Consider the following 24,857-nt stretch of genomic DNA (forward strand, 5'->3'; position numbering starts at 1 on the left):
CTCCTCTCCACCGATGATCCAGACGTGGCGACTCGGGGTCGCGGTTCGGTGAATTGTCCCCATCCTGATAAGGGATTGCCAATAAATCAACGGATTTCACCGGCGATCGCCGTCAAATCGTCGGGGAAATTCAGGTTGATCCACGTTTCCGTCGGCCAGGACGGCGGCGTATCGACCGCGACAAATCGTGGACCATCGAGCAATGCCCGGAGCGACCCTCCCAACGTGATTTCGCGTACCGCTTCAGCCCGGTAGATGCCGGGGAATGGCTCGATGCGCGTTGCTGTCCCGTCCTGCCGGCGGCACATCATCCCCATGGTTTGCGGCGTGGCGCGACCAAACTCATGGATCAACCAATCGACATGCCCCCGGGCGATGTTCGGCATGTCGCAGCTGAGCACGACGACCGTGGGCGTCGTTGCGGCATTGAGCGCCGCAAGAATGCCCGCCGTCGGGCCGGCCCCTTCGACGCCATCCAACACCACACGGCCGAATGCATCGGCTCCCACCGGCCGCGGCCGCGCGGCCGATGTGACAAGCAACGTAGGTCCGGAGAACGACAGTCGTTCCAGCAGGTGTTGCAGGACAGGTCGCCCGGCGATCACCAACCGGTCCTTAGCCGCGCCCATACGGCTGCCACGACCCCCGGCGAGCACGGCTAGTGTGCATTGATGTTCGGTCGGGCTCGTCATCACTTCGCGGCATCCACCTTCGCGAGGTAGATGCTCGTCTTTCCTTCGTGCGACGAGTAATAGCTGATCCAGAGCACGCATTCCTGCACCACGATCCCCGCATAGCTCGTGTCGCCGCCGGACGGCAGGGGGAGTAGTTCCGTCAGTTTGCCGTTCTCGGCGTCGAGCTGACAGATACTGGTGCGAGCCTTCTTGTCGTAGAGCCGGACCACCGCCAGCAATCGACCGTCGTGAAGCCGCACCAACGCCGGCCCGCCGACGCGGACGCCCAGGTCTTTCCACACCCATTCGCTGTAAGGCGGTTTGGCGGTGCCGACGACCGCATGACCCGCCTTGGCGGCGGCGTCGAGCCCTTCGGCCTCAGCCTTGGGCGGCGGATCACGACGCAGCAGGCAGGTCGCCGTCCCGTCCCGGGCGAACGAGATGTCATGTTCACCGGCCCAGCCGGTCGGTTCCAACTTTGGGACAAGGGTCTCAAAACTCTGGCCGTTGTCCTTGGTGACGTATAGCCTCGCCGAGCGCGGCGCGACGGTGCGGTAGCCGATGCCGTAACCGTTGTCGCCGGTAAAGGTCACCCGCCAGAGCCAGTAGTTGTCATCGCCGACGACCTTGGCGTCGCTCCAGGATTTGCCGTCGTCGGAGAACCAGACGAGCGACTTGTGCCTCACCGGGCTGGGCTGATGGACCGCGACCGCGCCGGCAAGCATGAGCTTGCCGGCGGGCGTGAGGGTCAGCTTGGCGTCACGCAGATCGCCCAGATCGCTCCGGATCAGCGCCGCCGACTCCCACTTCGTTCCGTCAACCGATGTAATCACCCGCAAGGCTCCGTCGGGAGAAACGTGCGCCTTCCCTTCGCGAAAGGCACAAAACCATCGGTCCTTGAAATAGATGAGCCCGGTAAACGCATTGTGCGGGGCCGCATCCCATATCTTGTTGACTTCCAAGAGCTTGAGTTGAGGCGGTTCTGCACCGCGGGCCGATCCTCCGATGGCCAATACGAGAAAAAACGCCGTTGCCGCAATACCTACTGTCCTCATATCCGCTCCTGTGTGGCGCAGGCGTTTGAGCCTGTCGATCTGTTTATCGGACCGGACCGGCCGATGTTGTCGGAGAGTTGTCGCTCGTTCGGCCGATGTTGTCGGGATCGGACAGGGTGACTGGCCGAGTACGTAGTGAAGTTTTCAGGAGCCGCGCACGAAGTAAGCGGGAATCGCCACCAAAGGCAACGCTCCCGCTTACTTCGTGCGCGGCTCCTGAAAAAGTCATACTCGAGGGTATCAGCCCGGCAGGACGCCGTTTGCCTGTAAAATGACAAAAATCCCCGAAACGAAACTTTGGGGTTCGGGCGGTGTCTGAATAGAATGGAGTGCCGAGATGACTTCCCGGCATGCCATTGCCGCTGGCACCGGCGGGAGCTGTCTGTCGTCAGCAGCGTCTGGTTGTAGAAGATCGAGTAGGCCAAGGCACGAGAGGTCAATCGAACATGCAGAACTCCAAGCCGAACAAGCGTATTCCGATGCGATGGGTGTTGGCCGCCGCGATCGCAGGCCCGGTCATGGGGCTGATGGGGTTGCCGGCGCCGGCGCAGTACCGGGTGAACCAGGACGGCTCGGCGCGCGACGCGAACAACCGCGTTGGCAGTTCCGGGCGCAACGACGGCGGGCCGATCGCCGGCAGCGGCGTCACGCCGGACATGATCATTTACGGCAACGTCACCAACAGCAAATACTTTCGCGGCCCGACCGCCGCCCCCGACGCACGCGCCTTCCGGGGCAACACCGGCAGCGGTGTCTCGGACAGCTTTATTCGCGATTCGTCCGGCGGCTACGACAAGACGTCTGTCACGCAGCGGTTCACCCCCACGGCTTACTACGGCGATGCCCGCGCCGTCGCGGCACCCGCCGGCTTCGTGCCGACCAAATCCACCACCGTCTATAACACCAATCAGCCGGCCCTGGCCTACAGCTCGGCGGCCAATCTCGGTTCGCTCAGCACCGGCGAAGGGCTTGTTCCGAAGCTTGGCAGCGCGATCACCGCGCTCCCCACACCCAATACCGGTGCCCAGGCTCCCAACTCGGCGATCGTCATGTCGCCGCTCGGGGGCATTCGCCAGCTGGGCTTCGGCGAAGAGCCGCTGAACAACGACATCTACACGATCCGTAACGGCTCGATCGTGCCGTCGGGCGCATCGACTGACCGGTTCCGCACCGATCGCCAGATGCTCGAGAAGATGCAGGATGAGCTGACCGCTCCCGGACAGGGCGTTGAGAAGAAGACGCCGTCGGGACTGGAAGGCACCCAGCCACTCGGTCAGCCGTTGGAAGGGCCCGCGTCATCGCAGTTGAAGTCGCCGGCGCTCAAGGGAAGCACGCTGGACAGCAACACGCTGCAGTCCGGCGTGAACAGCGAAATGGGGCTCCGCCGACAGCTCGCAACGCCGGCACAGCAGAGCCAGCAGATGAACGAACTGGAGCGTCGCCTGCGTGAGCGGCAGGGCGATCGCCCGATGACGGGCCAGGAGATCCAGCGTGATCTCAACAACGCCGCTGCCGCCGCCAAGAAGCCCGCGGCCAAGCCGGGAACACCCGGAGCACCGACGCCCGGAGCACCGGGCACGCCGACACCGGGTTCGCCCACCCCCGGAACGCCGGCACCGGCCGTCACGCCGGCCATTCCCATGCCGGCGACGCCGAAGGCCGATCCCCTGATGATCAAGAGTCTCGCCGCCGGCGTCAGCGCCAAGAGCTTGGCCGACGTGCTCACCAAGGCCGAAGTCCTGATGAAGGACGGCAAGTTCGCCGAGGCACTGGATCAGTACGACCTGGCCGAGCGGGCCGCGCCGAACAACGCACTGATCACCCTCGGCCGCGCCAACGCCGAGCTGGGCGCGTCGTCGTACCGAAGCGCCGAAACCCATCTTCGCCAGGCACTCGGCGGCGAGCCGGCACTTCTGCTCGGCAAGTACGATCTGCAAGGCATGATCGGCACCGACCGGCTCGCGATCCTCACCAAGGACCTGCGGGATCTGGCGGCCAATGAGCCACGCGAATCGATGGCCAGCTTCCTGCTGGCGTACATCGCCTACAACACCGGCAGCGACGCCGAAGCCGCCGGGCACCTCAACGAGGTCACCAAGCGAAGCGGTGCTGCCGATCCGGTGGTCGCCAAGATGCGGGAACTCTGGTCGCTGCCTGGTGGCGGGCTGAATAAGTAGGTCGGTGCGATATCGAGCGGCTTCGGCCGCGTAACATGATTTCCAAATAGACGGCGACCCGAGGCAGCCTCGGGTCGCCGTTCTGTTTTGTACATGCAGGGCCGACAGGGCATGAAAAAACCCCGGGAAGAACCCGGGGTTGTGATCGCTCAGGCGGACCTGACGGGCTCCAGCCTGAGAAAATAAAGAGTCGGGGGTGGAGAAGGAGGGGGGGGGCCTTCTCCGGGGGGAGACCCCCGACAAGCCGTCACTGCCAACGTTAATCGGCCCGACGGATGTGCTGACCTAAAGTTAACATACAGGGTCCGAGGTTCAAGGGGACAGCCGCGAAATAGGGAAATCCCTTTTCCTGCGAAGAGCTCGCTAAGGTCTCTATTTCTGTTGCCAGTCGAGTTCGACGCTTCCAGGAATGCCGTGGTATTCGCGCGGGAAGACATAGTCCTTCTGCAGGGGATGGGACACCCAATCGTCGGCAAGAAGGATCCGGCGCAGGTCTGGATGGCCGGTAAAGGTGATACCGACCAGGTCGAATGCCTCGCGTTCGTGCCAGTCGGCGGCACGCCAGAGGTGCGCTACACTGGGAATTCGTGCGTCGTCGCGGGCGACGAAGACTTTCACCGCCAGATCGTGGCGATGGTCGAACGACCAGAGGTCGTAAACCGCCGCCAGTTTGCCGTCAGCGGCATAGTCCACGCCGCTCAGGCAGCGGAGCCAGTCGAACCGCAGCGTGGGTTCGTCATGAAGGTAGGTGGCAACATCCAGCCAGCGGTCGGCCTGGAGTTGGAGGCGCGGGTGCGGACCGGCGGAAATGGTTTCGACCTGATCGCCGAAGCGCCCGACGATCGCCTCAAAAATCTGCTCGGTGGTGGCCATGCATCCCAAGCGTAACCGAAACCACGGACCCGACGTCAAGGCCCCCTCGAATATGCCGCCCGTGGGTGCGTCGATGGGCTCGATGCGCCTAGGATCAGTCGTGAAGACCGGCAAGCGAAAATCGAAACGGCGACGCCGCCGATCTGCCGACGAAGGCTCCTACGTCTGCCCGTCGTGCGGGGAACAGATCGTCATTCCGCTCGACCGCTCCGAGGGGAGCGATCAGCGGTACGTCGAAGACTGCCCCGTGTGCTGCAACCCGAACGTGATCAGTGTCGAGTACGACCCGGCGTGGACGGAACCGCGCGTCTGGGCGGAAGCCGAATAAGCCGACCGCGATCGCCGGACACTCACGGTTGTCCTGCACAACGGCAAATGATTGGTTCGTACGGTTCGAAGCCGGGTTTATCGTTGATCGCCAATGAGTGCCGCCGGACAATCGAATCGGTTGTTGGCAATGAAATCGGTGCACAGGAAGAGGACTTTGAACATGACCCATGCACTTTCGCTCCCGCGTGCCTCAGACGAACGGCGGACTAGGCTCGCGATACTCGTGCTCGCGGCCCTGCTGGCGCTTCTGGCGCCGCAATCCCTGCGAGCCGATGAGAAGCCGGCCGATCCCGCCACCAAGGCCGACCGCGCGCTCGATACCGAGCCGGCGCAGTGGATGCGCTTCACCGAAGACGGCAAGGGCAATGGCAAACTCGAAGTGGGTGTCGGCACCTACAAGAACGATGCCGGCGTGACCGTGCATCTGGTCGGAGCCGTGCATGTGGGCGACGCCAGGTACTACGCCGACCTCGACAAGCTCTTTGAGAGCTACGACGCGCTGCTGTACGAGATGGTGAAGCCCAAGGGTGCCGGCGCTCCGGCCCGCGGGCAGAAGGGCGGCGGGTCGATGGTGTCAATGTTCCAGCGCATGCTCAAGGACGTGCTGGAGCTCGACTACCAGCTCGACGGCATCGATTACAGCAAGAAAAACTTCGTACACGCCGACCTCGATGCCGAGGATTTCGAAAGGCTGCAGGAAGAGCGGGGCGAGTCGATCTTCGGCCTGATGTTGCAGCAGTTCCTGCGCGAGCTTTCCAAGGGCGCCGACGGAAAGGCCGCCGCCAAGAATCAGCCGGGACTGATGGAGATCATTGACGCGTTCAATTCCGACGACCGCGGCAAGAAGCTCAAGCTGATCATGGGCCGCAGCTTCGGCGACATGGAAGAACAGATCGCCGGCTTCCAGGGCACCGTGCTGGTGACAGAACGCAATAAGAAGGCGCTGGCGGTCCTGAAGGACGCGATACGATCCGGCAAGAAGAACATCGGCGTGTTCTACGGCGCCGCACACATGCCCGACATGGAAATGCGGCTGGCGCTGATGGGCTTCAAGCGCACCGGCATGGAATACAAGATCGCCTGGGACATCAGCGACCCCAAGCCCGCCAAGGCCAAGGGCGGCGAGGTGAAGGAGTAGGTTCCCACGGGCATACGTCCCACTGGATGAAGCGGCCCGGCCGCCTCATGAGAGTTGCAATTTGCGATTGAGCCGACGACCGCCTTGCCGGACGTCGGCTCAATCGCTTTGATGGCGCGTGCATGACCACCGAGCCACCTGATCTCTCGGCCATCATCGTCCGCCGTGCGACGCCGCAGGAGATAATCGACCTGCGCTGGCGCATCCTGCGACAGGGCCTGCCACGCAGCGAAGCGATCTTTCCCGGCGACGAGCTTGCCACGAGTCTTCACTTCGCCGCGGCGGCGGGGGACACAGTCCTCTGCTGCGCGACGATGCACCTGAACCAGTGGGAATCCGAGCCGGCGTACCAGTTGCGGGGCATGGCGACCGACGACGGCTACCGAGGTTGTGGGCTGGGAAGCCGTGTCCTTGAGGCACTGCAATCGGCCGTCTTCGCCGAGACACCAATCCGCCTGCTCTGGTGCAACGCCCGCACGCCGGCGTTGAGTTTCTATCGCAGGCAGGGGTGGGAAGTGCGATCGGACATGTTCCACATCCCGACCGCCGGCCCGCACGTCAAGATGACCCGACGGCTGACTTGAGGCTCACGGCAACGCACACCACGATTTTTCGTTTGACCGCCTGAAATCACTGGATATAGTTCCGTCGCACCAGAAGCACCCCATGATCGTTTTCGCAAGCAACATCACCCTATGCCTTACGCAGCCCGGAACGGGCTTGTGTGGGCTGTTATGTTGCCCCCGCTAAGCCCGTCCGGGCGGTACGTCTCCTTCTTTCCATAAGAGCAGAATTGCGGAGCGCAGAAATCGCGCCGCAGGTTCTACGTTTGCCGAGCGTGTGGCCGAACGGTCAGGCGCCGGTCTGCAAAGCCGGTTAAGCGGGTTCGATTCCCGCCACGCTCTTGGTTTGCGTGGGGAGACGCGGGATCGCCACCGAAACCCCGCGGTGATCTCTCCCCGTTCGTCGCCGCCGTAGCCCAATTGGCAAGAGGCGCCGGTCTCAGATACCGGAGGTTGCAGGTTCGACTCCTGCCGGCGGCATTTGGTTGTGAATGCGAGATTCGAATGACTCGCTGCGGTAGCCCAACTGGCAGAGGCCACGGATTGAGAGTCCGTGCAGTGCGGGTTCGACCCCCGCCCGCAGCATCACCGCGCCCCTGAACGCCACGCTGGCCCAACGGAAGAGGCATCCGGCTTAAGATCGGACAGTTGAGGGTTCGACTCCCTCGCGTGGCATGTATGGATAAAAAGACCTGCGATGAGGTTACTTCGTCTTCGCGGGCTCGTCGGCGATCTTCACAATCTTCCCCCACATCAAACCGCCATGATTCCCGCCCGACCACGTGCCAGCGTACTCGTCGCCGTAGAACATCACCCGCGCGGTGAACGTTCCGAAACCGGGGATGACCTTGTTCGTCAGCGAAATCACCGGCGTATCGCCGGCCCATTTCACCGGCAGCTTCATCTCCAGCGGCAACGCCAACCCCTTGTATTCGATCTTCGCGGTGATCACCCATTCGTCCCCTTCTCCCCGGGCCGCGCGCAGGATCGTGTACGAATCCTTCCTGGGCTCGCCCTCACCCATCGTGAAGCTGCCGACCAGCTTGACGTTCGTCAGCTTGGCCGCGAACTCCTTATCGAGCGTCGCCTGGTCCTTTTCGACGGCAGGCTTCGCCGCGGGCGCATCGGCCAACGAGACAGATCCGAGCAGCAGGACGGCGGCGGCGAAGCGGACGAGCGGGAAGGCGGTCATAAGCTGGTCTCCTTTGTGACGGCGTTCGTGGCAGCAATCAGCGGGCGTGGCGATTCGCCCGCCCGCACAGAAGTATACGCCCGATCAGGCCGCGCATTTCACGCCGGGCCGCGTGCGGTATCGAATTTCGCGATACCATTGGCCGCATGGCCGAGAGATACGACGTCATTGTGATCGGCGTGGGCGCGATGGGTTCTTCGGCCTGCTTCCACCTCGCCCGGCGCGGCGTGAAGGTCCTTGGCCTCGAACAGTTTTCCATCGCCCACGACCGGGGCAGCTCGCACGGCCAGAGCCGGATGATCCGGATGGCGTACTATGAGCACCCCGACTACGTGCCGCTACTCCGCCGGGCCTACGAGCTGTGGGATGAACTCGAATCGCTGAGCGGTCAGAAGCTGCTCCATCGCACCGGCGGCATCTACCTCGGCCCACCCGACGGCGGGTTGATCGCAGGGTCGCTGGCGTCGGCACGGCTGCACGGGCTGGCCCATGAAGTGCTGTCTCCGGGCGCGCTGGCCGAACGGTTCCCGCCGTTCCACCTGGCGCCGGGTTGGATCGGCGTTCACGAGCCGGCGGCTGGGTTTCTGCTTCCCGAAGCAGTCGTCGCCGCCTACGCCGGGCTGGCTCGGCAGCACGGAGCCGACATCCACGGAAACGAGCCGGTCGTCCAATGGACGCGGGCCGGCGAATCCGACGACGGCGACATTCGCGTCCGGACCGGTGCCGGCGAATACCTCGCCCGACGGCTCATCGTCTGTGGCGGGGCCTGGTCAGTCGCGCTTCTTCCGCAGCTCAACACGCCCCTGGTCGTCACGCGACAAGTCCTGGGCTGGGTGCGACCGGCAAACCCCGAACCCTTTGCCCTCGGCCGATTTCCTGTCTGGGCGGCCGAGAACCCCGACGGTACGCTTCAGTACGGCTTCCCGGTCATGCCCGGCGAACAAACTTTGAAGGTCGCCTGGCACGGTGCCGGCCGACCAACGGATGCCGACAACCTCGACCGCCGAACCAGCGGCGACGATATCGCCACCTTTCTGCCGGCGTTGCCGCACCTGCTGCCCGGTGCCGCCGGCCCCGTCGCCGAGATGCGCGTCTGCATGTACACCAACAGCCCGGATCACCATTTCATCATCGATCGCCTTCCGAGCGAGCCGAACGTGACCGTTGCCTGCGGCTTCAGCGGGCACGGCTTTAAGTTCGCCAGCGTCATCGGCGAGGTGCTCGCCGACCTGGCGACCTCCGGACAGACCTCGCGCCCGGCGGGTTTCCTATCCCTGGCCCGATTCCGGTGAAAGTCGAACGTCGCGGAAGAATCCTGGAACGGATCGCCACTAATACTTAGAACGCTAACGAATGGACCGGCGTCGTTGTGACGCTCACACATTCCAGGCATTCGATGAGTGGCTATGCAGGCGGTCGAGTTCCCTCAACCTCGCAACGCGTCGGAAGCGGCTTTTCGGTCGATCGTTCGCACCAGCGTGCTGCTGCGTCGAATGATGGAGCCCTACTTCGAACAGCACGGCATCAGCGGTGCACAGTGGGCCGTTCTGCGTGCGCTGGAACGGGCCGAGTCGAAGAGCTTTCGGCATCTGCGGGTCAACGAACTGAGCGACTGGCTGCTGGTGCGGCCGCCGAGCATCACCAGTGTCGTCTCGCGATTGCGGCGGGACGGACTGGTCCGGCAGGAAGTCTGCCGCGACGATCACCGCGCCCGCCAACTCAGCCTGACGGCGGGCGGGAGACGGCTTGTCGCGCGGGTTCTCGAAGGTCACGCCGAGCGCATCGAGATGGTATTGTCACCGCTCGAAGAGCCGGAACGTGATCAGCTGGCGGCATTGTTGGAGCGCGTCGCGGACCACATGGGCGCACTGGCGGATACCACCGACCTCCCAAAGCCCGCCGTACTGGGCTCAGGCGTCGGTCCTGGCAGTCACGACTGATTTCGAGCGTAAGAACGAGGCGATATGCGAATTCTGAAATGGCTTGTCATCCTGCTGGTGGTGGTCGGACTGGGCGTCGGCGCCTGGATGTGGTTCGGCCGTTCCACCGAGGCACCGGTGGAGTTCCGCACCGCCAAGGTTAAGCGCGGCGATCTGGCTGCCACCATCAGTGCCACGGGCACGGTCGAACCGGAAGAAGTGGTTGACGTCGGCGCACAGGTCGCCGGGCAGATCCTGTCGTTCGGTACCGATGCCGACGGACACCAGGTGGACTTCAGGTCGCATGTCGAAGAGGGCATGCTGCTGGCGCAGATCGACGATGTCACCTACAAGTCGCAGGTCGCTTCGGCCACCGCGCAGGTCAAGAGCGCTCGGGCCGGCGTGCTGCGGGCCAACGCCGAGTTGCAATCGGCCGAGGCAAAGCAGATGCAGGCGACACGCGATTGGGAACGGGCGCAGAAGCTCGGACCTTCCGAAGCGCTGGCTGCATTTTCGTACGATGCCTACAAGTCCGGGTATGAAATGTCCGTCGCCGCCGTCGCGGTCGCCAAGGCGGCGATCGCACAGGCCGAAGCATCCGTCGAACAGGCACAGGCGGAGCTCGACCGGGCGTCGCGAAACCTGGGCTACTGTACGATCAAATCTCCGGTGAAGGGCGTCGTCATCGCCCGGCGGGTGAATATCGGCCAGACGGTTGTCGCCAGCCTCAACGCGCCCAGCCTGTTCCTGATCGCCAAGGATCTCAAGCGCATCCAAGTCTGGGTTCCGGTGAACGAAGCCGACGTCGGGCAGATTCGTCCAGGCCAGCCGGTCACGTTCACGGTCGATGCGTTCCCCGGACAGAGCTTCAAAGGCGAAGTCGGCAAGGTGCGGCTCGAGCCGACCATCACGCAGAACGTGGTCACCTACACCGTCGAAGTGGAGACCGCCAACCCCGACGAGATCCTGCTGCCCTACCTGACGGCGAATCTGAAGTTCATCACCAGTGAGAAGAAGGCCGTGCTGTCGGTATCCAACAGTGCGCTGCGATACACCCCCGCGGTGGAACTGATGGTTCCAGAAGCCCGCGAGAAGTACGGCGCGACTGCCGCGGCACCCGCGTCCGGCGGACCGCCGGGCGGTGGAGCAAGCGGCGCGGGTGCTCCAGCCGGTGGTCCACCAGCCGGCGGCGGGCCGGCGGCCGGCGGTGGCGGCGCGGGTGGCGGACCTCGTCCTGCCGGCGGCGGCGCGGGGCGAAAAGGCAAAGGCCGATCCAGCGGCGTCGTCTGGATCGCCGCGGACAAGGGGCTGCTCAAACCCGTCGAAGTGAAAATCGGAATGACCGACGGCGTCGATACCGAGCTCACCGGCGACGAACTCAAGGAAGGTGACGTTGTCATCGCCGGCGAAGTGCCGCGCGACGCCGCCGCTCCAGCCGGCGGAACGAACCCCTTCGCACCGCAGTTCCCGCGTGGCGGCAGCAGCGGCCGGAGCGGTCGGTAGTCCGATTGCTGCGCGAATCAGCGTTTCTGGTCATTCAGTTTCAACACGAAGGCACGAAGATCACGAAGGACACGAAGAATAGCCAGATAAAGGACGCCGTCGTCGAAAACAGAATGGGATTTGCTCGTTCTTCGTGACCTTCGTGCCTTCGTGTTGAGATCGAACTTGAGGGAGTATCCACGGGTTTCAGACGGCTTGCATCACGGGCAAGCGAGTACGCTTGCCCATGCCATCCGGACGAATCATCGCCTCAACCGCAGTCGGAAGTCTAAGCAGACCAACATGGACCTCATCCGCCTCAACAACATCACCAAGACGTACCGCGTCGGCGAAGTCGATGTGCCTGTGCTCAAGGGCATCTCGATGACCGTCGAGCGCGGCGAAATGGTCGCGCTCATGGGTGCCAGCGGGTCGGGCAAATCCACCCTCATGAACATCCTCGGCTGCCTCGACCGGCCGACCTCGGGCGAGTACTGGCTCGATAACGAGGAAGTCTCGCGCATCGACAACAACAAGCGGGCGATGGTCCGCAACCGCAAGATCGGCTTCGTCTTCCAGAGCTTCAACCTGCTCGCCCGCACGACGGCTCTCGACAATGTCATGATGCCGCTCGCCTACACCTCCGACCTGCCCGAATCCGAAGGCCGCGAGCGGGCCGTCGAGCTGCTCAACCGCGTCGGCCTCGGTGACCGGATCGACCATCACCCGTCGCAGCTTTCCGGCGGTCAGCAGCAGCGCGTCGCGATCGCCCGGGCCCTGATCAACCGCCCGCCGCTGCTGTTCGCCGACGAACCCACCGGCAACCTCGACTCCCGCACCAGCGTGGAAATCCTGGAGATGTTCCGAAAGCTCAATGCCGACGAGGGGATCACCATCATCCTCGTCACCCACGCCGCCGAGGTCGCCGACGTCGCCCGGCGGAGCATTCACATCCGCGACGGGCTCATCGAAAAGGGTGCGTACGAGCACCGGGCGGTGAAGGTATGAGCTTGGTATCGTCCATTGCGATGATGGGGACGTCGGTGCCACGGGTCGGCGGTACTCCGCAGACCCGTGCGCCGGATGCGCGATTCGCACGGGTCTCCGGAGTACCGGCGACCCGTGGCACCAGATCGCGACGTTATCTGCCGTCGCTGCTTAGATTATCTTGCCGTCCTGGAGGCCCGCCATGCGCGTAACCCGCACCATTCGAACCGCAGTCCGGGCCCTGCGCCGCAACATCATGCGGTCCATCCTCACGACCCTCGGCATCATCATCGGCATCGCCGCGGTCATCGCGATGATGGAGATCGGCAACGGCGTCTCGGCGCAGATCCAGAAGTCGATCACCAGCCTGGGCGCCAACAACCTCATGATCTGGCCGGGCAGTTCGTTCGGCGGGGGCGTGTCGTATTCCAGCGGCCGCATCACACTGACCAACCAGGACTGCGACGCAATCATGGAGCGCTGTCCCGCCGTGCTCGATGCCGCGCCGATCGTCAACGCCAGCGGGCAGCTCATCAGCGGCAATTCCAACTACCAGGTCGAAAGCATCATGGGGACCACGCCGGCCTACCTCGCGATCCGGGAACTGCAGATCGAGGAAGGCGAGCCGTTCACCGATCGCGATGTTGTCGCGGGTTCGCCGGTGTGCCTTGTTGGCAAGACGGTGGTGCGAGAACTCTTCCGCGGCCAGAACCCCGTCGGCCGCGAAATCCGGCTTCAGAACGTCAATCTGAAGGTCGTCGGCGTGCTGGCGCCCAAGGGTGCCAACATGTTCGGCCGCGATCAGGACGACGTGCTCTTGGCCCCTTGGACCACCATCAAGTACCGCATTTCAACCGGCTCCGGTGGCTCCGGCAGTTCGAGCAGTGCCGGCGATTCATCCGGGACCAGCAGCGCTGTCAACTCCCTGAACAACCGTTACCCCAGCGGTAAGGTCGAGATTTATCCCGAGAAATCTGCCAATCAGCTCGCCAACACGCCGATGCCCGTCAAGTTCGCCAACGTCAGCCAGATCACCTGTCGGGCGGTGTCGGCCGGGCAGACCCAGGCGGCGGTCGAGCAGATCACCGAGGTGCTCCGCGAGCGGCACCGCATCCGCACCGGTGAGCCTGACGACTTCCGCGTGCGCGACATGACGGAACTCGGCAACACCCTCAGCAGCAGCTCGAGCCTGATGACTAACCTCCTGCTGATCGTCGCGGCGATCTCGCTGGTGGTCGGTGGGGTGGGCATCATGAACATCATGCTCGTGTCCGTCACCGAGCGCACGCGTGAGATCGGATTGCGGATGGCCGTCGGCGCGCGGTCGCGCGACATTCTCGTGCAGTTCCTGATCGAGGCGATCCTGCTGTGCCTCGCCGGTGGCGCAGTCGGCATTCTGCTCGGACGACTCACGTCCATCGTCGTCCGGTCGGTGCTTAACTGGGCGACCGCCGTCTCCGTGCCGGCGATCGTCGTGTCGGTCGCGGTCTCGGCGTTTGTCGGCGTGGCGTTTGGTTTTTACCCGGCGTGGAAGGCATCCCGGCTCGATCCCATCGACGCGCTGCGGTACGAATAGATCATCGCGATCGTTGCCCTCCCGATGAGCGGGTCAGGCTTCGCCTTTGACCGGTCGAAGGCAAAGCCTGACCATTCGGACCGCAGGTCCACTCTTCCGTCTTCCAACCCCCTATGCGAACCTTCTCCTTGCTCTTCGCGGCCGTCGTGTCCCTGGCGCTCGTCGGCGGCTGTACTGTCGGGCCCAACTACCGCACCCCCGATGCCCGTATGCCCGGCGGGTGGGCGACGCTCAACCGCACCAGCACCCAGCCGTCCATCGCCAACGAGCAGGCCACCCAGATCGCCACCTGGTGGGAACGCTTCGGCGACCCGAAACTCGACGAGCTGATCGCCGCCGCGATCGAAGGCAATCTCAACCTCGCCCAGGCCAAGGCCCGGCTCCAGCAGGCCCGCGCCCTGCGCGCGGTCTCGGCCGGCGGCCTCTGGCCTAGTGTCGACCTGTCCACCAGCTATCGCCGCAGCGGGCAGGATTCCGGCATCTCCACCGGCTCCAACGACCGCTATCAGCTCGGCTTTGATGCCACCTGGGAAATCGACGTCTTCGGCGGACAACGGCGGACCGTCGAGGCGGCCGACGCCCGCGTCTTCTCGTCTTCGGCCGACCTGATGGATGTCCGCATCTCGCTCGTCGCCGAGGTTGCCGTCAACTACCTCAACCTGCGCACGTCGCAGCAGCGGCTGGCGATCTCGCGCAAGAATCTTGAGCTTCAGCAGCGCAGCCTGGACCTGACCAAGCGTCAGGTCGCCGCGGGTTTTGCCGCACGGCTGGACCTGGCTCAGGCCGAAGCGCAGATCGCCAACACCCAGGCCCAGATTCCCGGGCTTCGGCAGTCGGCGCAGCAATCGGTGCTGGAACTGGCGCTGCTGCTCGGGAAGGATTCGAGCGCGCTCCTGGCGATGGTGGACAAGGTCGAGCCCATCCCCACCACGCCGCCGGTCGTACCCACCGGCCTGCCGGCCGAACTGCTGCGGCGTCGGCCGGACATCCGCCGGGCCGAAGGCGCGCTCTGGGCGGCGACGGCCAACATCGGTGTCGCAACGGCCGACCTGTACCCGCGGTTCAATCTCGTCGGCTCGATCGGCACCGCCGACAGCAAGATGAAGGGCCTGTTTAACTGGAGCAATTCGCTCTGGTCGATCGGCCCGACGATCAGTTGGAATGTCTTCGACGCCGGCAGAATTCGCGCCAATATCGCACTTGCCGAAGCGCAGAACGACGAAGCCAAGGCGTTCTACTACCAGTCGATCCTGATCGCGGTGCGGGACGTCGAATCGGCGTTGACGGCGTATGACTTCGAACAGGAACGCCGGCAGCGGCTGCAGGCATCGGTCGACGCCAACCGCCGCGCGTACGACCTGGCCAACCAGCTCTACGCGCAGGGGCAGGTCGAGTTCGTCAACGTGCTGACGGCGCAGCAGGCGCTGCTCAACAGCGAAGACGCCTCCGCGCAGAGCGAAGCGGCGGTCGCCAAGAACCTGGTGGCGCTCTACAAGGCACTGGGTGGCGGGTGGGCCGACAGCGAGCCAAACCCGGTGGTCGCGGGGTCGCCGGCGGAAAAGTAGTCGACGTTCGAGGCGCGACTGCGCCGGGAGACGCTCCGCTCCGCGTCGCGGCTAACCGGATGACGTCGAATCGGACACGTCTGATCAGCTGAGGGACGCTCGAAAATTCTCCTTGAACACAACCGACTCTATCCGTACAATATGCTAACATTGTACGGCGGGTCGAACGTGGGTCAACTCAAAACTCGAGATGACTGCGTGCAGGTCTCCTGTGCGTCGGAAAGCTCTTTCGATCGTCCGAGTGTCTTGATCTCGGGTTCGTTTGGCAGATTGGAATGTGGCATGGGCATGTACGCATGCCCGTGTCTTTTGGCGTCCAACGCTCACGGGCAAGAGTACTTGCCCATGCCACAAGTCGATGGAGTCTTGGGTTCGTTCGGCAGGCGGGTCTCGGGTTCGTTCGGCAACCGTGATGTCAGAACGTCGTTCAGCAAACCGTGGCGGCGTTATCGTGTTTCGTCAAACGCATGGTCGGTTGCCAGCTTGAGCCAATGGCTTAGCGGAACCTCCGTCGCATGGCGGAGTAAATCTTGAACTGCAACACGAAGGAGGACTACAGCCTCAAAAACTCGGTCCGCTCGCGTCGACGAATGGTGCACGGCGTGCATGCCATGAGCGTGCGCGTCGCAATCCGCTTCGATTTCCGTGATGACCTCCCATGCAGCCGTTGATGATCTCTGGCCGAAATACCACGACGGTCGAAGTTCGATGCAGAAGGCGACGCATCTGGAGCTGTCGATGCACGCTCCAACATGACCGCGGATGGCGACCTGCCCCGATGCATACGAAGCCAACTCGAACCCGACTCCGTCGCATCGTGCTTCGTCGTGCCCGAAGTGACCGGCGATCTGAAGAAGGACTTCGGCGACCTCGTCTAGTAGCGCGCGAACGCACTGATCATCCTGATCGGAGAGTGGTCCAAGGACCGACTCGAGATGTAATTTGTTTTTGCGCAGCGATGAAGTTTGCATGGCTGCAGTCCGGGTGAACGAATGCGCCTGCGTCACATGTAGGTGGGCACGTGGCAGTCCCCACCCGTTACTCCTCGCGCAGACGCGTCTGCACGTTGTCGAGGACGTTCATGAAGTTGATGTAACTGTCGTAGGGGCTTTCGTACGGGCTGAAGTACTTGTGGACGTCGCCGTCGGCCCAGAACTTGGTGCACATGTAGTAGAAGTGGTCGCTGGTCGTCAGGCGACGCCAGTCGGTCAGGAGCTGCTCGTCTCCCTTTTCCTTCAGCGCGCCTTCGAGCTTGTATAGCTCGTGCAGCGCATTGGATTGCATCGCGTTGCCGAGCCAGGCAGACAGGTCGCGCTCGGTGTCGGCCCAGGAGATCATGTGGGGTACGTCGATCTCGCCAACCGCTTCGAACTGGTCCACCTGCTGGCTCGGGGTGATGAACGAGTTCTCGCTGGAGGATTTCAGGATCGCCTCGGGAAGGTGGCGCATGAAATCGAAGATTCCCGTTTCGGCCCACTGGTGTTCGCCAAAGGTTTCGTAGTCCATGAACAGGTTGCAGACGTGGCCGTTGCCGTTGATCTGGTTTACCCACAGGGCGAACTTGTCGGCCGTCAACGGCCACTGCTCCCAGGTGCGGTTGCTGAAGCGGAACGCGATGTCGTCGCTCAAGCGGTAGTTTTTCAGCAGCAGCTTGGTCCGCGGGGCGTGCGGCGGGCGGTAGACGTAGTTGGGGCTGCGGTAGCCGAGCACGCTGTCGGCGCCTTCCGACAGGATACCGTCGTATCCCATGTGGCTGACGAAATGCGCCAGATCGTTGTTGTAGATCAGTTCCGTATTACGGAAGACGCGCGGGTCCTGCCCGAAAAGCTCCTTGATCAGCAGGCGGTGTTTTTCGACCTGGTCGCGGAACTCTTCCCGGCTGTAGAGGAACGCCAGCGAGTGGTAGTAGGTCTCGGAAAGGAACTCGACACAGCCGGTGTCGCTGAGTTCGCGGAAGAGGTCGAGAACTTCGGGCGCATATTGACGGAACTGCTCCAGGACAACGCCGCTCAGGCTGAACGCGACGCGGAACTTCCCTTCGTGCTGCCGGATCGCTTCGAGGAGCATCCGGTTGGCGGGCAGGTAGCACTTATGGGCGACCTTCCGGCACAGTTCGGCGTTCTTAAACTCGTCGAAGTAATGGCGGTCGGTGTCGAAGACGCTATACCGGCGCAACCGGTAGGGCTGATGCACCTGGAAGTAGAAACAGACAGAAGCCATAGGCTGCTTTCGTGCTCCTCCGGCCGCCGCACCCGAAAACGGGCGTGCAACGACACCCCCTCGCCGCGGGCTGGCTCGCCTGTTCGGCAAACCGCACGACCTCGACCCGTGGTGGGGTGGCGAGATTGTAACGGTTATGCGCGGGCGGTCTACCGAAGATCGGGAAGGGGAATGACGATTGGGGAAAATCGTGGTGACTGGCGGGGGCCTCCGGAACCGGTACCGAGACGGCGTCTCGGGTTCGTTTGGCAATCTTGGGTTCGTTTGGCGAAGAGACGCGGACTTGGTGCCACGGGTCGCCGGTACACCGGAGACCCGTGCGGTCGGCGTCACTCGCGCACGGGTCTGCGGGGTACAGCCGACCCGTGGCACCGGCGCGGCTTGGGTTCGTTCGGCAATCTTGGGTTCGTTGGGCGGATTGGACTGTGGCATGGGCATGTACGCATGCCCATGTCTTCTGGCGTCCGACGCTCACGGGCAAGAGTACTTGCCCATGCCACAAAGCGATGGAGTCTTGGGTTCGTTTGGCGATGTTGGGTTCGTTCGGCAATGAGACGTGGATGTGGTGCCACGGGTCGCCGGTACGCCGGAGACCCGTGCGGTCGGCGTCACTCGCGCACGGGTCTGCGGAGTACCGCCGACCCGTGGCACCGGCGCGGCTTGGGTTCGTTCGGCAATCTCGGGTTCGTTTGGCGATTTCGGCGCGAGGGTCTTCCGGTCGCGCCTTGCCTCACTCGAGGTCTTTGGGATTTCGCACGGCTTCGGGAAGGTCGATGAAGTCGCCTCTCTTAAGACCCAGGCGGGCGGCCGCGCCCAGGTTCAGCTCGATCGCGTACCGGGCGAACCCTTCGCTGGGGGTGGCGTTGATGTCGTACGGCGCCATGTGCTTGATCGAGACGATTCGGCCGCTGCGTTCGAGGTACACGATGTCGAGCGGAATGCGGGTGTCTTTCATCCAGAATGCCAGTTCCTGTTCGCGCTGGAAGACGAACACCATGCCCGCGTCCTGCGGGAGCGACGTGCGATACATCAGGCCGCGCTGCCGCAGGGCGTCGGTGGCGGCGATTTCCATGCGGATCGTCTCGCTGCCGAGCTTGATCGGCAGCCGGACGGGCTCGGAAAGGGCGGCGACGGCGGGTGGTATTGCGACCGTGTCGCCGATGTCGATCCCCGCCTTGGCCGCCACGCCGGTGGCGACCATCAGGGCGTACCGTGCTCCGACCGGCGATTCGAACTCGCGCGCGAGTGCCTCGGACATGGGTCTGACGAACAGCACTTTGCCCATCGGATCGAGCAGGATGACGTCGAGCTTGAGGTACAGGTTGTCGGTCGGCACCTTGAAGTAGTCGTCGCTCTGAAACACCAGCAGCATGCCGGTGTTTTCGGGAAGGTCTTTCTTCAGCCGCAGGTGCAGCAGGCGGGTGCGCTCGTCCGACGCGACGTCGACCGTGATCGGCGTCTGCTTGAGTTGGAGCGTGACCGGAGGCGTGGCGGCGGGTGGAACATTGGCGGCCGGGTCGGACTTGCAGCCGACCAGTCCGAGCGCCAGCGTCATCACGACGCAGACGACCCCGAGCGCGGCGCGACGCGTGAACGAGGCCGAGGCGAAGGGTTTCGAGATGACCGTCGGCAGGTCATTCATTTGCCGCAGGCGGCTGGCCGGGATCGTTGCGTGTGGTGGGTGCATCAGCGGAGTCTCGGGAGCGCAGTCTTTTGCGTAGACGGGAGGTCAGGCGGACGTCGATGAGCGCGAAGACGACCAACGTCGCCATCAACGTCATGTTCAGTAGCCAGACGACGACGAATCTGAGCGGGTCATTATCGGTGTCGGCGGCACGAAAGCCAACGTAGAGGCCGATGCCCAGCACGAACATGACGCCGCCACCGACCCGGCGGAGCCTCGAACGCCGGCGGTTGAGGTCTTGCGCCTCGATCTGGGCGAGTCGAACCGCGGCCTTGGAGTAGAAGAGGTAGTACCACCCCGCGGCGGACGTCAGGAGCGCAAGTATGGGTCCGGTGTACTCCATGGGATTGACGGCGTCGCTGGCGACAAACCGTCAGCGCGCCGGTTCGTACCCGCAGTCGGACAGCATCGCCCGCGTCTGCTCCATCGGCAAGCCGACGATGTTCGTCAGGCTTCCGTCGATGCGGGTCACGAAAGGGTCGTTGTCCTGGATGCCGTAGGCACCGGCCTTGCCTTCCCAGAGGCCGGTCGCGATGTACGCTTCGAGTTCCTGGTCGGTCATCTCCCGCATCGACACGGACGATCGCACGGTTTTTGACAGGCGGGTTCCGGTCGAAGCGCGACAGAGCACCACCGCAGTGATGACCTGATGAAGCGTGCCGGACAGCGATCGGAGGATCCGCCGGGCGTCGTCGGCATCGGCGGGCTTTCCGAGCATCTGGTTTCCGAGCGCGACGACGGTATCGGCGGCAAGCACGAGATCATCCGGAAACCGCCGGGCGACGGTGTCGGCCTTTCGATTCGCCAGGAGTTCGGCGATCTCGGCCGGGGACAAGGAAGGCGGGAAGTCGGATTCGTCAACGTCGGCGGGGTGTACGTCAAACGCGTAGCCGGCTTCACGCAGGAGCTCGAGGCGTCGGGGGGAACCGCTGGCGAGAATGAGTCGTGCCATATGAACAGAAGCGTGACGGCGGAAGGGAGATTAAACGAATCAGGGGCGACCGACGCGTCGGCCGCCCCTGAATGACGTCACCATTTCATGCCCTAGAAGCTCACTGCGGCGCAGGGGCCGGAGCGGGTTCGGGCGTGGGAGCCGGAGCAGGGGCCGGTTCCGGAGTCGGCGTCGGAGCCGGCGCGGGCGTCGGTTCTGGCGTCGGGGTCGGCGCGGGAGCCGGAGCCGGTTCGGGTGTCGGGGTCGGCGCTGGCGCCGGAGCAGGCTCGGGTGCCGGGGTCGGCGCGGGGGTCGGAGCCGGTGCAGGTTCGGGCGTCGGAGTTGGCGCAGGAACCGGAGCGGGCTCGGGTGCCGGGGTGGGCGCGGCAGGGGAGCCGGAACCGGGGCGGGTTCCGGAGCAGGTGTTGGCGCCGGTGTCGGTGCGGGTGTCGGTGCCGGCACCGGAGCAGGCTCGGGAGCGGGAGTCGGGGCCGGAACGGGCGTCGGCGCGGGCTCGGGTGCCGGGACCGGGGCGGGTGTCGGGGCCGGGACGGGTTCGGGCACAGGAACAGGGGCCGGCGTGGGTGCCGGGACCGGTTCGGGTGCGGGCGTCGGGGCTGGAGCCGGGACCGGCGCGGGCTCGGCACCATCGGCGGTTCGGGCGACGGAGCCGGGGCGGGCGCGGGAGCAGGGGCCGGGGCCGGGGCCGGGGTCGGTTCAGGTGTCGGGGTTGGGGCCGGCGCAGGCGCTGGGGTCGGCTCCGGAGCGGGTGTCGCGGGAGCAGGCGTCGCCGGAGCGGGAGTAGCCGGAGCGGGTTCGGGGGCCGGTGTGGTCGGCGCGGGAGCCGGTGCGGCGGGAGGCTCGACGTTTTCGATCTTCGGCTTCTTGATCGCCACGGGCGCGTTCAGCACGCCGGTCGGAACATAGATCGCGACATCGCCGACCTTGGGATCGGGCACGCCGGCGACCTGCTCGTACTTGACGTGGAGGTGTCCGTTGACGATCGCCGAGACCGTGCCATGGACGAACTTCGACGGGCCGACCAGGACGGTGACGGTCTGTCCGATCTTGAACTCGTCGGCCTTGACATCGCCGACCGACAGGAGCTGGTTCTGGGGCAGTACCGCGGCGACGTTACCGACCTTCGCCTCGGGATTGGCCGCCTGGAAAGCCTGACGGACGTCCGAGGTGCTTTCGCCGGCGTAGGGCGCGGGACCCGCGTCCTTGGGCTGCGATGATCCGCACCCGACCGTGAACAGACCCGCGAGCGCGGCGGCAGCGAGGAGAGTACGGGGAGCGAAACGGCGGCCGGCCGTGGCGGTACCGGTGGTTGACGGGCGGGACCAGGCCGAGGACGAAGCACCGCGTGTAGCGGACGTCGCCCCCGGGTTGATTTCTCGATGCATGACTACTCCTGGGAAGTTCTCCGAGGACGGGAGCGCCGAAGGGGTCCCGCCGGACAGACGGCTGTAAGTTCGCAGGCCCGCCGATTGTACGGCGGTCGCCTGCGCATCCGTATATCACTAGTTAAACGTCAGAGGGGGAGTCATGGCAAGTGTTTCCTTGACGAATTCCTCCCGTGTTGATTTCCGTCGAAGGGAACATACCGGGAGCGACGACTCGTCTAGCGTCCTGAGCCTGTGTCTCGACCGCGTCTGCCCGCATGGGGTTTCCCCGGCCCGCCGTCAACTGGGGTCGCCGCAACGTCCGGTAAGCCGAGCTAGCCGTGGGAATATTGATCAACAACTTGAAACGCGATCCTCGTCGCAGATAAATCACCCTTGCAGAGGCTATCGAGGCGTAGGCAGGAACGGCAGTACCGATGCCACCAGTGCATCTCCTGGATCTTTGCTCAACGGAGCACGAATGAAGAAAAGCAAGCCGAAGCGCAAAACCCCGGCATCGGGCTCGTCGAAGGGCGGGCCGAACACGCGTGCGAAACCATCCCGCAGGCAACACGCCAACAAACCACGAAAGCCTGTACCAGGAAAGCCCGTAGCCCGGACTTCGGTGCCGCCGACACCAATCCCGATCCACATCATCTCTGATTCGACAGGAAACCTGCCAAGGCACATGGCGTCGGCGTTCCTGACGCAGTTTCCGCCGGCGACCTTCGAGCTGAAGCTTCGGCCGTTCGTGGAGTCGGTGGAGCGGGTGGAGGCCTACCTTCAGGGTGCGGCCGGCCCACGCGCGATCGTTTTCCATGCCGTAGTCGATCCGCTGATGAAGGCCAGGATCGCCGAGCTTTGCGCCGAGCGGGGTTTCCCGTGCAGCGACCTGACCGGTCCGTTCGTCGATTTCCTGTCCGGCGCTTCGGGCGTGGCGCCCAGGGCCGATCGTTCGAGCCTGCACTATCTCGACGCCGCGTACGAAAGGCGCGTCGCCGCGATGGAGTACACGCTGGAGCACGACGACGGGCTCGGGCTGTCGTCACTGGCCGAGGCCGACGTCGTTCTCGTTGGCGTCAGCCGAACCAGCAAGACGCCGACGAGCATCTACCTCGCGTTGGAAGGGTTCAAGTGTGCCAACGTGTCGCTGGCGATGCAGGTGTTGCCCCCGGACGAGCTGATGTCCATGCCGAAGGAACGGGTCGCGGCGCTGATCATCGACGCGACCCGGCTGAGCGAAATCCGGCTGCGTCGCAATCATGACTGGCAGATGAGCAGCACCGACTACGACCGGCTCGACGTGGTGAAGAAGGAGATCGCCTGGTGCCGGCGGTTGTTCAACGAGCGCGGCTGGTCAGTGTTCGACATCACCGGCCAGGCGATCGAGGAGACCGCCGCCCGCATCATTCACAAGCTCGGGTTGCGGCGTAAGTGATGGTCATGGCGCGACGGGCGCCGCGCAGGACATTGAAGTTCAGTCGGGCTGGCGGAAGCGCATCGCGATGAGCGTCTGGTCGTCGGCGGCCGCGGAACCGCGACAGAATTCGATGACGGCGGATTTGATCCGCTCGATGCAGGAGTCGGCGTCCTGCGTACGGCACGGCTTGAGCACCGCATCGAGGCGTTCGACGCCGAAGAGGTCTCTTGTACCGTCGCCCGACACCGGACCGTAAGCCTCCGTGACGCCGTCCGTGTACAGGAGCAGCAGGTCGTCAACATCGATCGAAACGACGGCCTGCGTGTAGGGCTGGTCTTCGAGAATTCCCAGCGGGAGACCGCCGTTGAGGTCGAGTGAATCGATCATGTCGCCGCGGACGAGTCGGGGCGGGTTGTGGCCCGCGGAACAGTACGTGAGCGTGCGGGTGACCGGATCGAGCACGGCGTAGAACGCCGTCACGAAGGTTCCGCCCTGCGTGTAGGAACGGGTCAACTGGTTGTTGAGCTTTGCGAGCAGTACTTCCGGCGGGGTGTGGGTATGCGGCTGCGAATGGGCCAGTGCGTGGGTGATCGCCATCAGCACGGCGGCGGGGGTTCCGTGGCCGGCGACGTCGGCGATGAAGATACCCCAGGTGCCGTCGGACAGCGGGAAGAAGTCGTAGTAGTCGCCGCCGGCGCGGGCGCTGGTCTGATAGAACGCGGCGATCTGCACGCCGGGAATCGTGGGCAGGGTGCCCGGCAGGAGCGACCGCTGAATCGCGCCGACGGCCTGCAGTTCGCGGTCGAGCGACGACAGCGCGTCTTCGAGCTGGTTGCGCAGGACCAGGTTCTGCGTGCCGCGGCCGAAGAGGCCCGACTGCCAGTGCAGCACTGGGATGACCGCCGGGTCGATTTCCAGGCCTTTCGGCAGGAGCATCATGGTGACGTTGAGCCCCTCGCCAGCGTCGTACTGCGGCAGGGCGATCATCGACTGATAGCCTTCGAGATAGAATCGGGCCGGATCGTCGGCTTTCAGCCGGGCGGGGAGGTCGTCGATGAAGATCGGGGTATTGGCGTAGGCGATCTCACCGAGAAGGCCGCCACTGAACCTCGGAAGCAGGTGCCGCTGCGTCCAGGGATTGTACTCTTTGGTAAACCGACTCGAGCGCGTGATGACGTAGTAAGGTGCCGGCTCGTGTCGCCGCGAAATGGCCACGTAGTCTTTGATCGGGACCAGCTCCCCGATGTGTCGCCAATAGACGCTGACGAGTTCTTCAGGGTCGGTAACGCCGGAGATGGCGTGCATGGCGCGATCGATGATCGCGAGCTCTTCCTTCCATGGTCGGCGTTTGGTGAGCATGTGGTCCAACCTTAGGCGCGCGACTACTTCTTTGCCGTCGGCTTGTACACCAATCCGAGGAGCCGGTCGCGCTCGGGGCGGGGAAGATTGTTGTAGAACGCGCAGAGGTTCGGCGGCTGGATCTTGTCGCCGGCGACATCCCGGCCGACACCTTGTGCGGCGACCGCCTTGAGCGCTTCGACAATCTGTTCGTCGGTAAACCGATGGGCGTATTGCATATGCGATGAAGCTATCGCAAGACCCAGCCGAGGGCCAGTTGGGAACAGAAGGTCGCTCCTCTGGACCGCGTAAGTCTTTTTCCGATCCAAGGTTTCTCCGGTTCCCGTA

23 protein-coding genes and 4 tRNA genes are annotated in these 24,857 nt (G+C 64.2%); 15 read left to right on the forward strand and 12 right to left on the reverse strand.

Annotated features, from left to right (window positions below):
* Positions 1-86: 86 nt before the first annotated feature.
* On the reverse strand, positions 87-692 hold the full coding sequence (gene mobA / locus IPV69_RS19940) for a molybdenum cofactor guanylyltransferase (protein WP_206291479.1): 606 nt from the start codon (positions 690-692) through the stop codon (positions 87-89).
* Positions 692-1,729 carry a hypothetical protein gene (locus IPV69_RS19945; RefSeq protein ID WP_206291480.1) on the reverse strand — a complete coding sequence of 346 codons (1,038 nt, stop codon included), beginning with the start codon at positions 1,727-1,729 and terminating at the stop codon, positions 692-694. Before IPV69_RS19945 ends, mobA begins: the two co-directional genes overlap by 1 nt.
* Positions 1,730-2,175: 446 nt before the next feature.
* On the opposite strand from IPV69_RS19945, the gene IPV69_RS19950 reads away from it, so the two are divergent.
* Positions 2,176-3,906, forward strand: coding sequence for a tetratricopeptide repeat protein (locus IPV69_RS19950; RefSeq protein WP_206291481.1), 1,731 nt, complete (start codon positions 2,176-2,178; stop codon positions 3,904-3,906).
* A gap of 372 nt (positions 3,907-4,278) precedes the next feature.
* Here the strand turns inward: IPV69_RS19950 and IPV69_RS19955 are convergent, their stop codons facing one another.
* Positions 4,279-4,779 (reverse strand): NADH-quinone oxidoreductase subunit C, encoded by a 501-nt coding sequence (locus tag IPV69_RS19955; protein WP_206291482.1) that lies wholly within the window; start codon positions 4,777-4,779, stop codon positions 4,279-4,281.
* Between the two features lie 82 nt (positions 4,780-4,861).
* Between IPV69_RS19955 and IPV69_RS19960 the strand changes: the two genes are divergently transcribed.
* The 7 genes from IPV69_RS19960 (at position 4,862) to IPV69_RS19990 (ending at position 7,485) form a co-directional block, all read left to right on the forward strand.
* Positions 4,862-5,107 (forward strand): CPXCG motif-containing cysteine-rich protein, encoded by a 246-nt coding sequence (locus IPV69_RS19960; protein ID WP_206291483.1) that lies wholly within the window; start codon positions 4,862-4,864, stop codon positions 5,105-5,107.
* 162 nt (positions 5,108-5,269) lie between these two features.
* Positions 5,270-6,247 (forward strand): hypothetical protein, encoded by a 978-nt coding sequence (locus tag IPV69_RS19965; RefSeq protein ID WP_206291484.1) that lies wholly within the window; start codon positions 5,270-5,272, stop codon positions 6,245-6,247.
* A gap of 122 nt (positions 6,248-6,369) precedes the next feature.
* Entirely contained in the window at positions 6,370-6,831 is a 462-nt protein-coding gene (locus IPV69_RS19970) for a GNAT family N-acetyltransferase (protein WP_206291485.1), read from the forward strand.
* A gap of 250 nt (positions 6,832-7,081) precedes the next feature.
* A tRNA-Cys gene (locus IPV69_RS19975) sits at positions 7,082-7,152 on the forward strand.
* A gap of 63 nt (positions 7,153-7,215) precedes the next feature.
* A tRNA-Leu gene (locus tag IPV69_RS19980) sits at positions 7,216-7,290 on the forward strand.
* Positions 7,291-7,321: 31 nt separating this feature from the next.
* A tRNA-Leu gene (locus IPV69_RS19985) sits at positions 7,322-7,395 on the forward strand.
* Between the two features lie 17 nt (positions 7,396-7,412).
* Positions 7,413-7,485, forward strand: a tRNA-Leu gene (locus tag IPV69_RS19990).
* A gap of 28 nt (positions 7,486-7,513) precedes the next feature.
* Here the strand turns inward: IPV69_RS19990 and IPV69_RS19995 are convergent.
* Positions 7,514-8,002: a hypothetical protein gene (locus IPV69_RS19995; RefSeq protein WP_206291486.1), complete on the reverse strand. Its 489-nt coding sequence runs from the start codon at positions 8,000-8,002 to the stop codon at positions 7,514-7,516.
* A 146-nt stretch (positions 8,003-8,148) separates the two neighbouring features.
* Here IPV69_RS19995 and solA point away from each other — a divergent pair, with 146 nt between their 5' ends.
* The 6 genes from solA to IPV69_RS20025 all read left to right on the forward strand — a co-directional run bounded on the left by solA (position 8,149) and on the right by IPV69_RS20025 (position 15,531).
* Complete coding sequence (gene solA, locus IPV69_RS20000; protein WP_206291487.1) at positions 8,149-9,294, forward strand: N-methyl-L-tryptophan oxidase; 1,146 nt, start codon at positions 8,149-8,151, stop codon at positions 9,292-9,294.
* 114 nt (positions 9,295-9,408) lie between these two features.
* Entirely contained in the window at positions 9,409-9,942 is a 534-nt protein-coding gene (locus IPV69_RS20005) for a MarR family winged helix-turn-helix transcriptional regulator (RefSeq protein ID WP_206291488.1), read from the forward strand.
* Between the two features lie 24 nt (positions 9,943-9,966).
* Positions 9,967-11,424, forward strand: a complete 1,458-nt coding sequence (locus IPV69_RS20010) for an efflux RND transporter periplasmic adaptor subunit (protein ID WP_206291489.1) — start codon at positions 9,967-9,969, stop codon at positions 11,422-11,424.
* Positions 11,425-11,706: 282 nt separating this feature from the next.
* Positions 11,707-12,411 (forward strand): ABC transporter ATP-binding protein, encoded by a 705-nt coding sequence (locus IPV69_RS20015; protein ID WP_206291490.1) that lies wholly within the window; start codon positions 11,707-11,709, stop codon positions 12,409-12,411.
* Positions 12,412-12,592: 181 nt separating this feature from the next.
* Positions 12,593-13,966, forward strand: coding sequence for an ABC transporter permease (locus IPV69_RS20020; protein ID WP_206291491.1), 1,374 nt, complete (start codon positions 12,593-12,595; stop codon positions 13,964-13,966).
* Between the two features lie 113 nt (positions 13,967-14,079).
* Positions 14,080-15,531: an efflux transporter outer membrane subunit gene (locus IPV69_RS20025; RefSeq protein ID WP_206291492.1), complete on the forward strand. Its 1,452-nt coding sequence runs from the start codon at positions 14,080-14,082 to the stop codon at positions 15,529-15,531.
* A gap of 446 nt (positions 15,532-15,977) precedes the next feature.
* Here the strand turns inward: IPV69_RS20025 and IPV69_RS20030 are convergent, their stop codons facing one another.
* From IPV69_RS20030 to IPV69_RS20055, 6 genes are all read right to left on the reverse strand, one after another.
* Entirely contained in the window at positions 15,978-16,502 is a 525-nt protein-coding gene (locus IPV69_RS20030; RefSeq protein ID WP_206291493.1) for a hypothetical protein, read from the reverse strand.
* Between the two features lie 67 nt (positions 16,503-16,569).
* Entirely contained in the window at positions 16,570-17,751 is a 1,182-nt protein-coding gene (locus IPV69_RS20035; RefSeq protein ID WP_206291494.1) for a glycoside hydrolase family 57 protein, read from the reverse strand.
* Positions 17,752-18,481: 730 nt separating this feature from the next.
* Positions 18,482-19,438, reverse strand: coding sequence for a DUF192 domain-containing protein (locus IPV69_RS20040; protein WP_206291495.1), 957 nt, complete (start codon positions 19,436-19,438; stop codon positions 18,482-18,484).
* Positions 19,386-19,778, reverse strand: coding sequence for a hypothetical protein (locus IPV69_RS20045; RefSeq protein WP_206291496.1), 393 nt, complete (start codon positions 19,776-19,778; stop codon positions 19,386-19,388). The genes IPV69_RS20040 and IPV69_RS20045 overlap by 53 nt, the downstream gene beginning before the upstream one ends.
* 30 nt (positions 19,779-19,808) lie before the next feature.
* Positions 19,809-20,387 carry a Maf family protein gene (locus IPV69_RS20050; RefSeq protein WP_206291497.1) on the reverse strand — a complete coding sequence of 193 codons (579 nt, stop codon included), beginning with the start codon at positions 20,385-20,387 and terminating at the stop codon, positions 19,809-19,811.
* A 92-nt stretch (positions 20,388-20,479) separates the two neighbouring features.
* Positions 20,480-21,772: a hypothetical protein gene (locus IPV69_RS20055; protein WP_206291498.1), complete on the reverse strand. Its 1,293-nt coding sequence runs from the start codon at positions 21,770-21,772 to the stop codon at positions 20,480-20,482.
* Between the two features lie 604 nt (positions 21,773-22,376).
* On the opposite strand from IPV69_RS20055, the gene IPV69_RS20060 reads away from it, so the two are divergent.
* Positions 22,377-23,189, forward strand: coding sequence for a pyruvate, water dikinase regulatory protein (locus tag IPV69_RS20060; protein WP_206291499.1), 813 nt, complete (start codon positions 22,377-22,379; stop codon positions 23,187-23,189).
* A 39-nt stretch (positions 23,190-23,228) separates the two neighbouring features.
* On the opposite strand, the gene IPV69_RS20065 is transcribed toward IPV69_RS20060, so the two are convergent.
* Both IPV69_RS20065 and IPV69_RS20070 read right to left on the reverse strand, forming a co-directional pair.
* Positions 23,229-24,530, reverse strand: coding sequence for a PP2C family protein-serine/threonine phosphatase (locus IPV69_RS20065; RefSeq protein WP_206291500.1), 1,302 nt, complete (start codon positions 24,528-24,530; stop codon positions 23,229-23,231).
* 23 nt (positions 24,531-24,553) lie between these two features.
* Positions 24,554-24,748, reverse strand: a complete 195-nt coding sequence (locus tag IPV69_RS20070) for a hypothetical protein (RefSeq protein WP_206291501.1) — start codon at positions 24,746-24,748, stop codon at positions 24,554-24,556.
* Between the last annotated feature and the right edge of the window lie 109 nt (positions 24,749-24,857).

The sequence above is a fragment of the Humisphaera borealis genome, assembly GCF_015169395.1.
GTDB lineage: Bacteria > Planctomycetota > Phycisphaerae > Tepidisphaerales > Tepidisphaeraceae > Humisphaera > Humisphaera borealis.

What these genes read in the sequence shown, in the direction of transcription:
- IPV69_RS20010 (WP_206291489.1), top strand. Translation starts at nt 9,967, where the DNA reads ATGCGAATTCTGAAATGGCTTGTCATCCTGCTGGTGGTGGTCGGACTG.
- IPV69_RS19945 (WP_206291480.1), bottom strand. Translation starts at nt 1,729, where the DNA reads ATGAGGACAGTAGGTATTGCGGCAACGGCGTTTTTTCTCGTATTGGCC.
- IPV69_RS20005 (WP_206291488.1), top strand. Translation starts at nt 9,409, where the DNA reads ATGCAGGCGGTCGAGTTCCCTCAACCTCGCAACGCGTCGGAAGCGGCT.
- IPV69_RS19960 (WP_206291483.1), top strand. Translation starts at nt 4,862, where the DNA reads ATGCGCCTAGGATCAGTCGTGAAGACCGGCAAGCGAAAATCGAAACGG.
- IPV69_RS20015 (WP_206291490.1), top strand. Translation starts at nt 11,707, where the DNA reads ATGGACCTCATCCGCCTCAACAACATCACCAAGACGTACCGCGTCGGC.
- IPV69_RS20030 (WP_206291493.1), bottom strand. Translation starts at nt 16,502, where the DNA reads ATGCAAACTTCATCGCTGCGCAAAAACAAATTACATCTCGAGTCGGTC.
- IPV69_RS20045 (WP_206291496.1), bottom strand. Translation starts at nt 19,778, where the DNA reads ATGGAGTACACCGGACCCATACTTGCGCTCCTGACGTCCGCCGCGGGG.
- IPV69_RS20070 (WP_206291501.1), bottom strand. Translation starts at nt 24,748, where the DNA reads ATGCAATACGCCCATCGGTTTACCGACGAACAGATTGTCGAAGCGCTC.
- IPV69_RS20055 (WP_206291498.1), bottom strand. Translation starts at nt 21,772, where the DNA reads ATGCATCGAGAAATCAACCCGGGGGCGACGTCCGCTACACGCGGTGCT.
- IPV69_RS20035 (WP_206291494.1), bottom strand. Translation starts at nt 17,751, where the DNA reads ATGGCTTCTGTCTGTTTCTACTTCCAGGTGCATCAGCCCTACCGGTTG.
- solA (WP_206291487.1), top strand. Translation starts at nt 8,149, where the DNA reads ATGGCCGAGAGATACGACGTCATTGTGATCGGCGTGGGCGCGATGGGT.
- IPV69_RS20065 (WP_206291500.1), bottom strand. Translation starts at nt 24,530, where the DNA reads ATGCTCACCAAACGCCGACCATGGAAGGAAGAGCTCGCGATCATCGAT.
- IPV69_RS20020 (WP_206291491.1), top strand. Translation starts at nt 12,593, where the DNA reads ATGCGCGTAACCCGCACCATTCGAACCGCAGTCCGGGCCCTGCGCCGC.
- IPV69_RS19970 (WP_206291485.1), top strand. Translation starts at nt 6,370, where the DNA reads ATGACCACCGAGCCACCTGATCTCTCGGCCATCATCGTCCGCCGTGCG.
- mobA (WP_206291479.1), bottom strand. Translation starts at nt 692, where the DNA reads ATGACGAGCCCGACCGAACATCAATGCACACTAGCCGTGCTCGCCGGG.
- IPV69_RS19955 (WP_206291482.1), bottom strand. Translation starts at nt 4,779, where the DNA reads ATGGCCACCACCGAGCAGATTTTTGAGGCGATCGTCGGGCGCTTCGGC.
- IPV69_RS20040 (WP_206291495.1), bottom strand. Translation starts at nt 19,438, where the DNA reads ATGCACCCACCACACGCAACGATCCCGGCCAGCCGCCTGCGGCAAATG.
- IPV69_RS20050 (WP_206291497.1), bottom strand. Translation starts at nt 20,387, where the DNA reads ATGGCACGACTCATTCTCGCCAGCGGTTCCCCCCGACGCCTCGAGCTC.
- IPV69_RS19995 (WP_206291486.1), bottom strand. Translation starts at nt 8,002, where the DNA reads ATGACCGCCTTCCCGCTCGTCCGCTTCGCCGCCGCCGTCCTGCTGCTC.
- IPV69_RS20025 (WP_206291492.1), top strand. Translation starts at nt 14,080, where the DNA reads ATGCGAACCTTCTCCTTGCTCTTCGCGGCCGTCGTGTCCCTGGCGCTC.
- IPV69_RS19965 (WP_206291484.1), top strand. Translation starts at nt 5,270, where the DNA reads ATGACCCATGCACTTTCGCTCCCGCGTGCCTCAGACGAACGGCGGACT.
- IPV69_RS19950 (WP_206291481.1), top strand. Translation starts at nt 2,176, where the DNA reads ATGCAGAACTCCAAGCCGAACAAGCGTATTCCGATGCGATGGGTGTTG.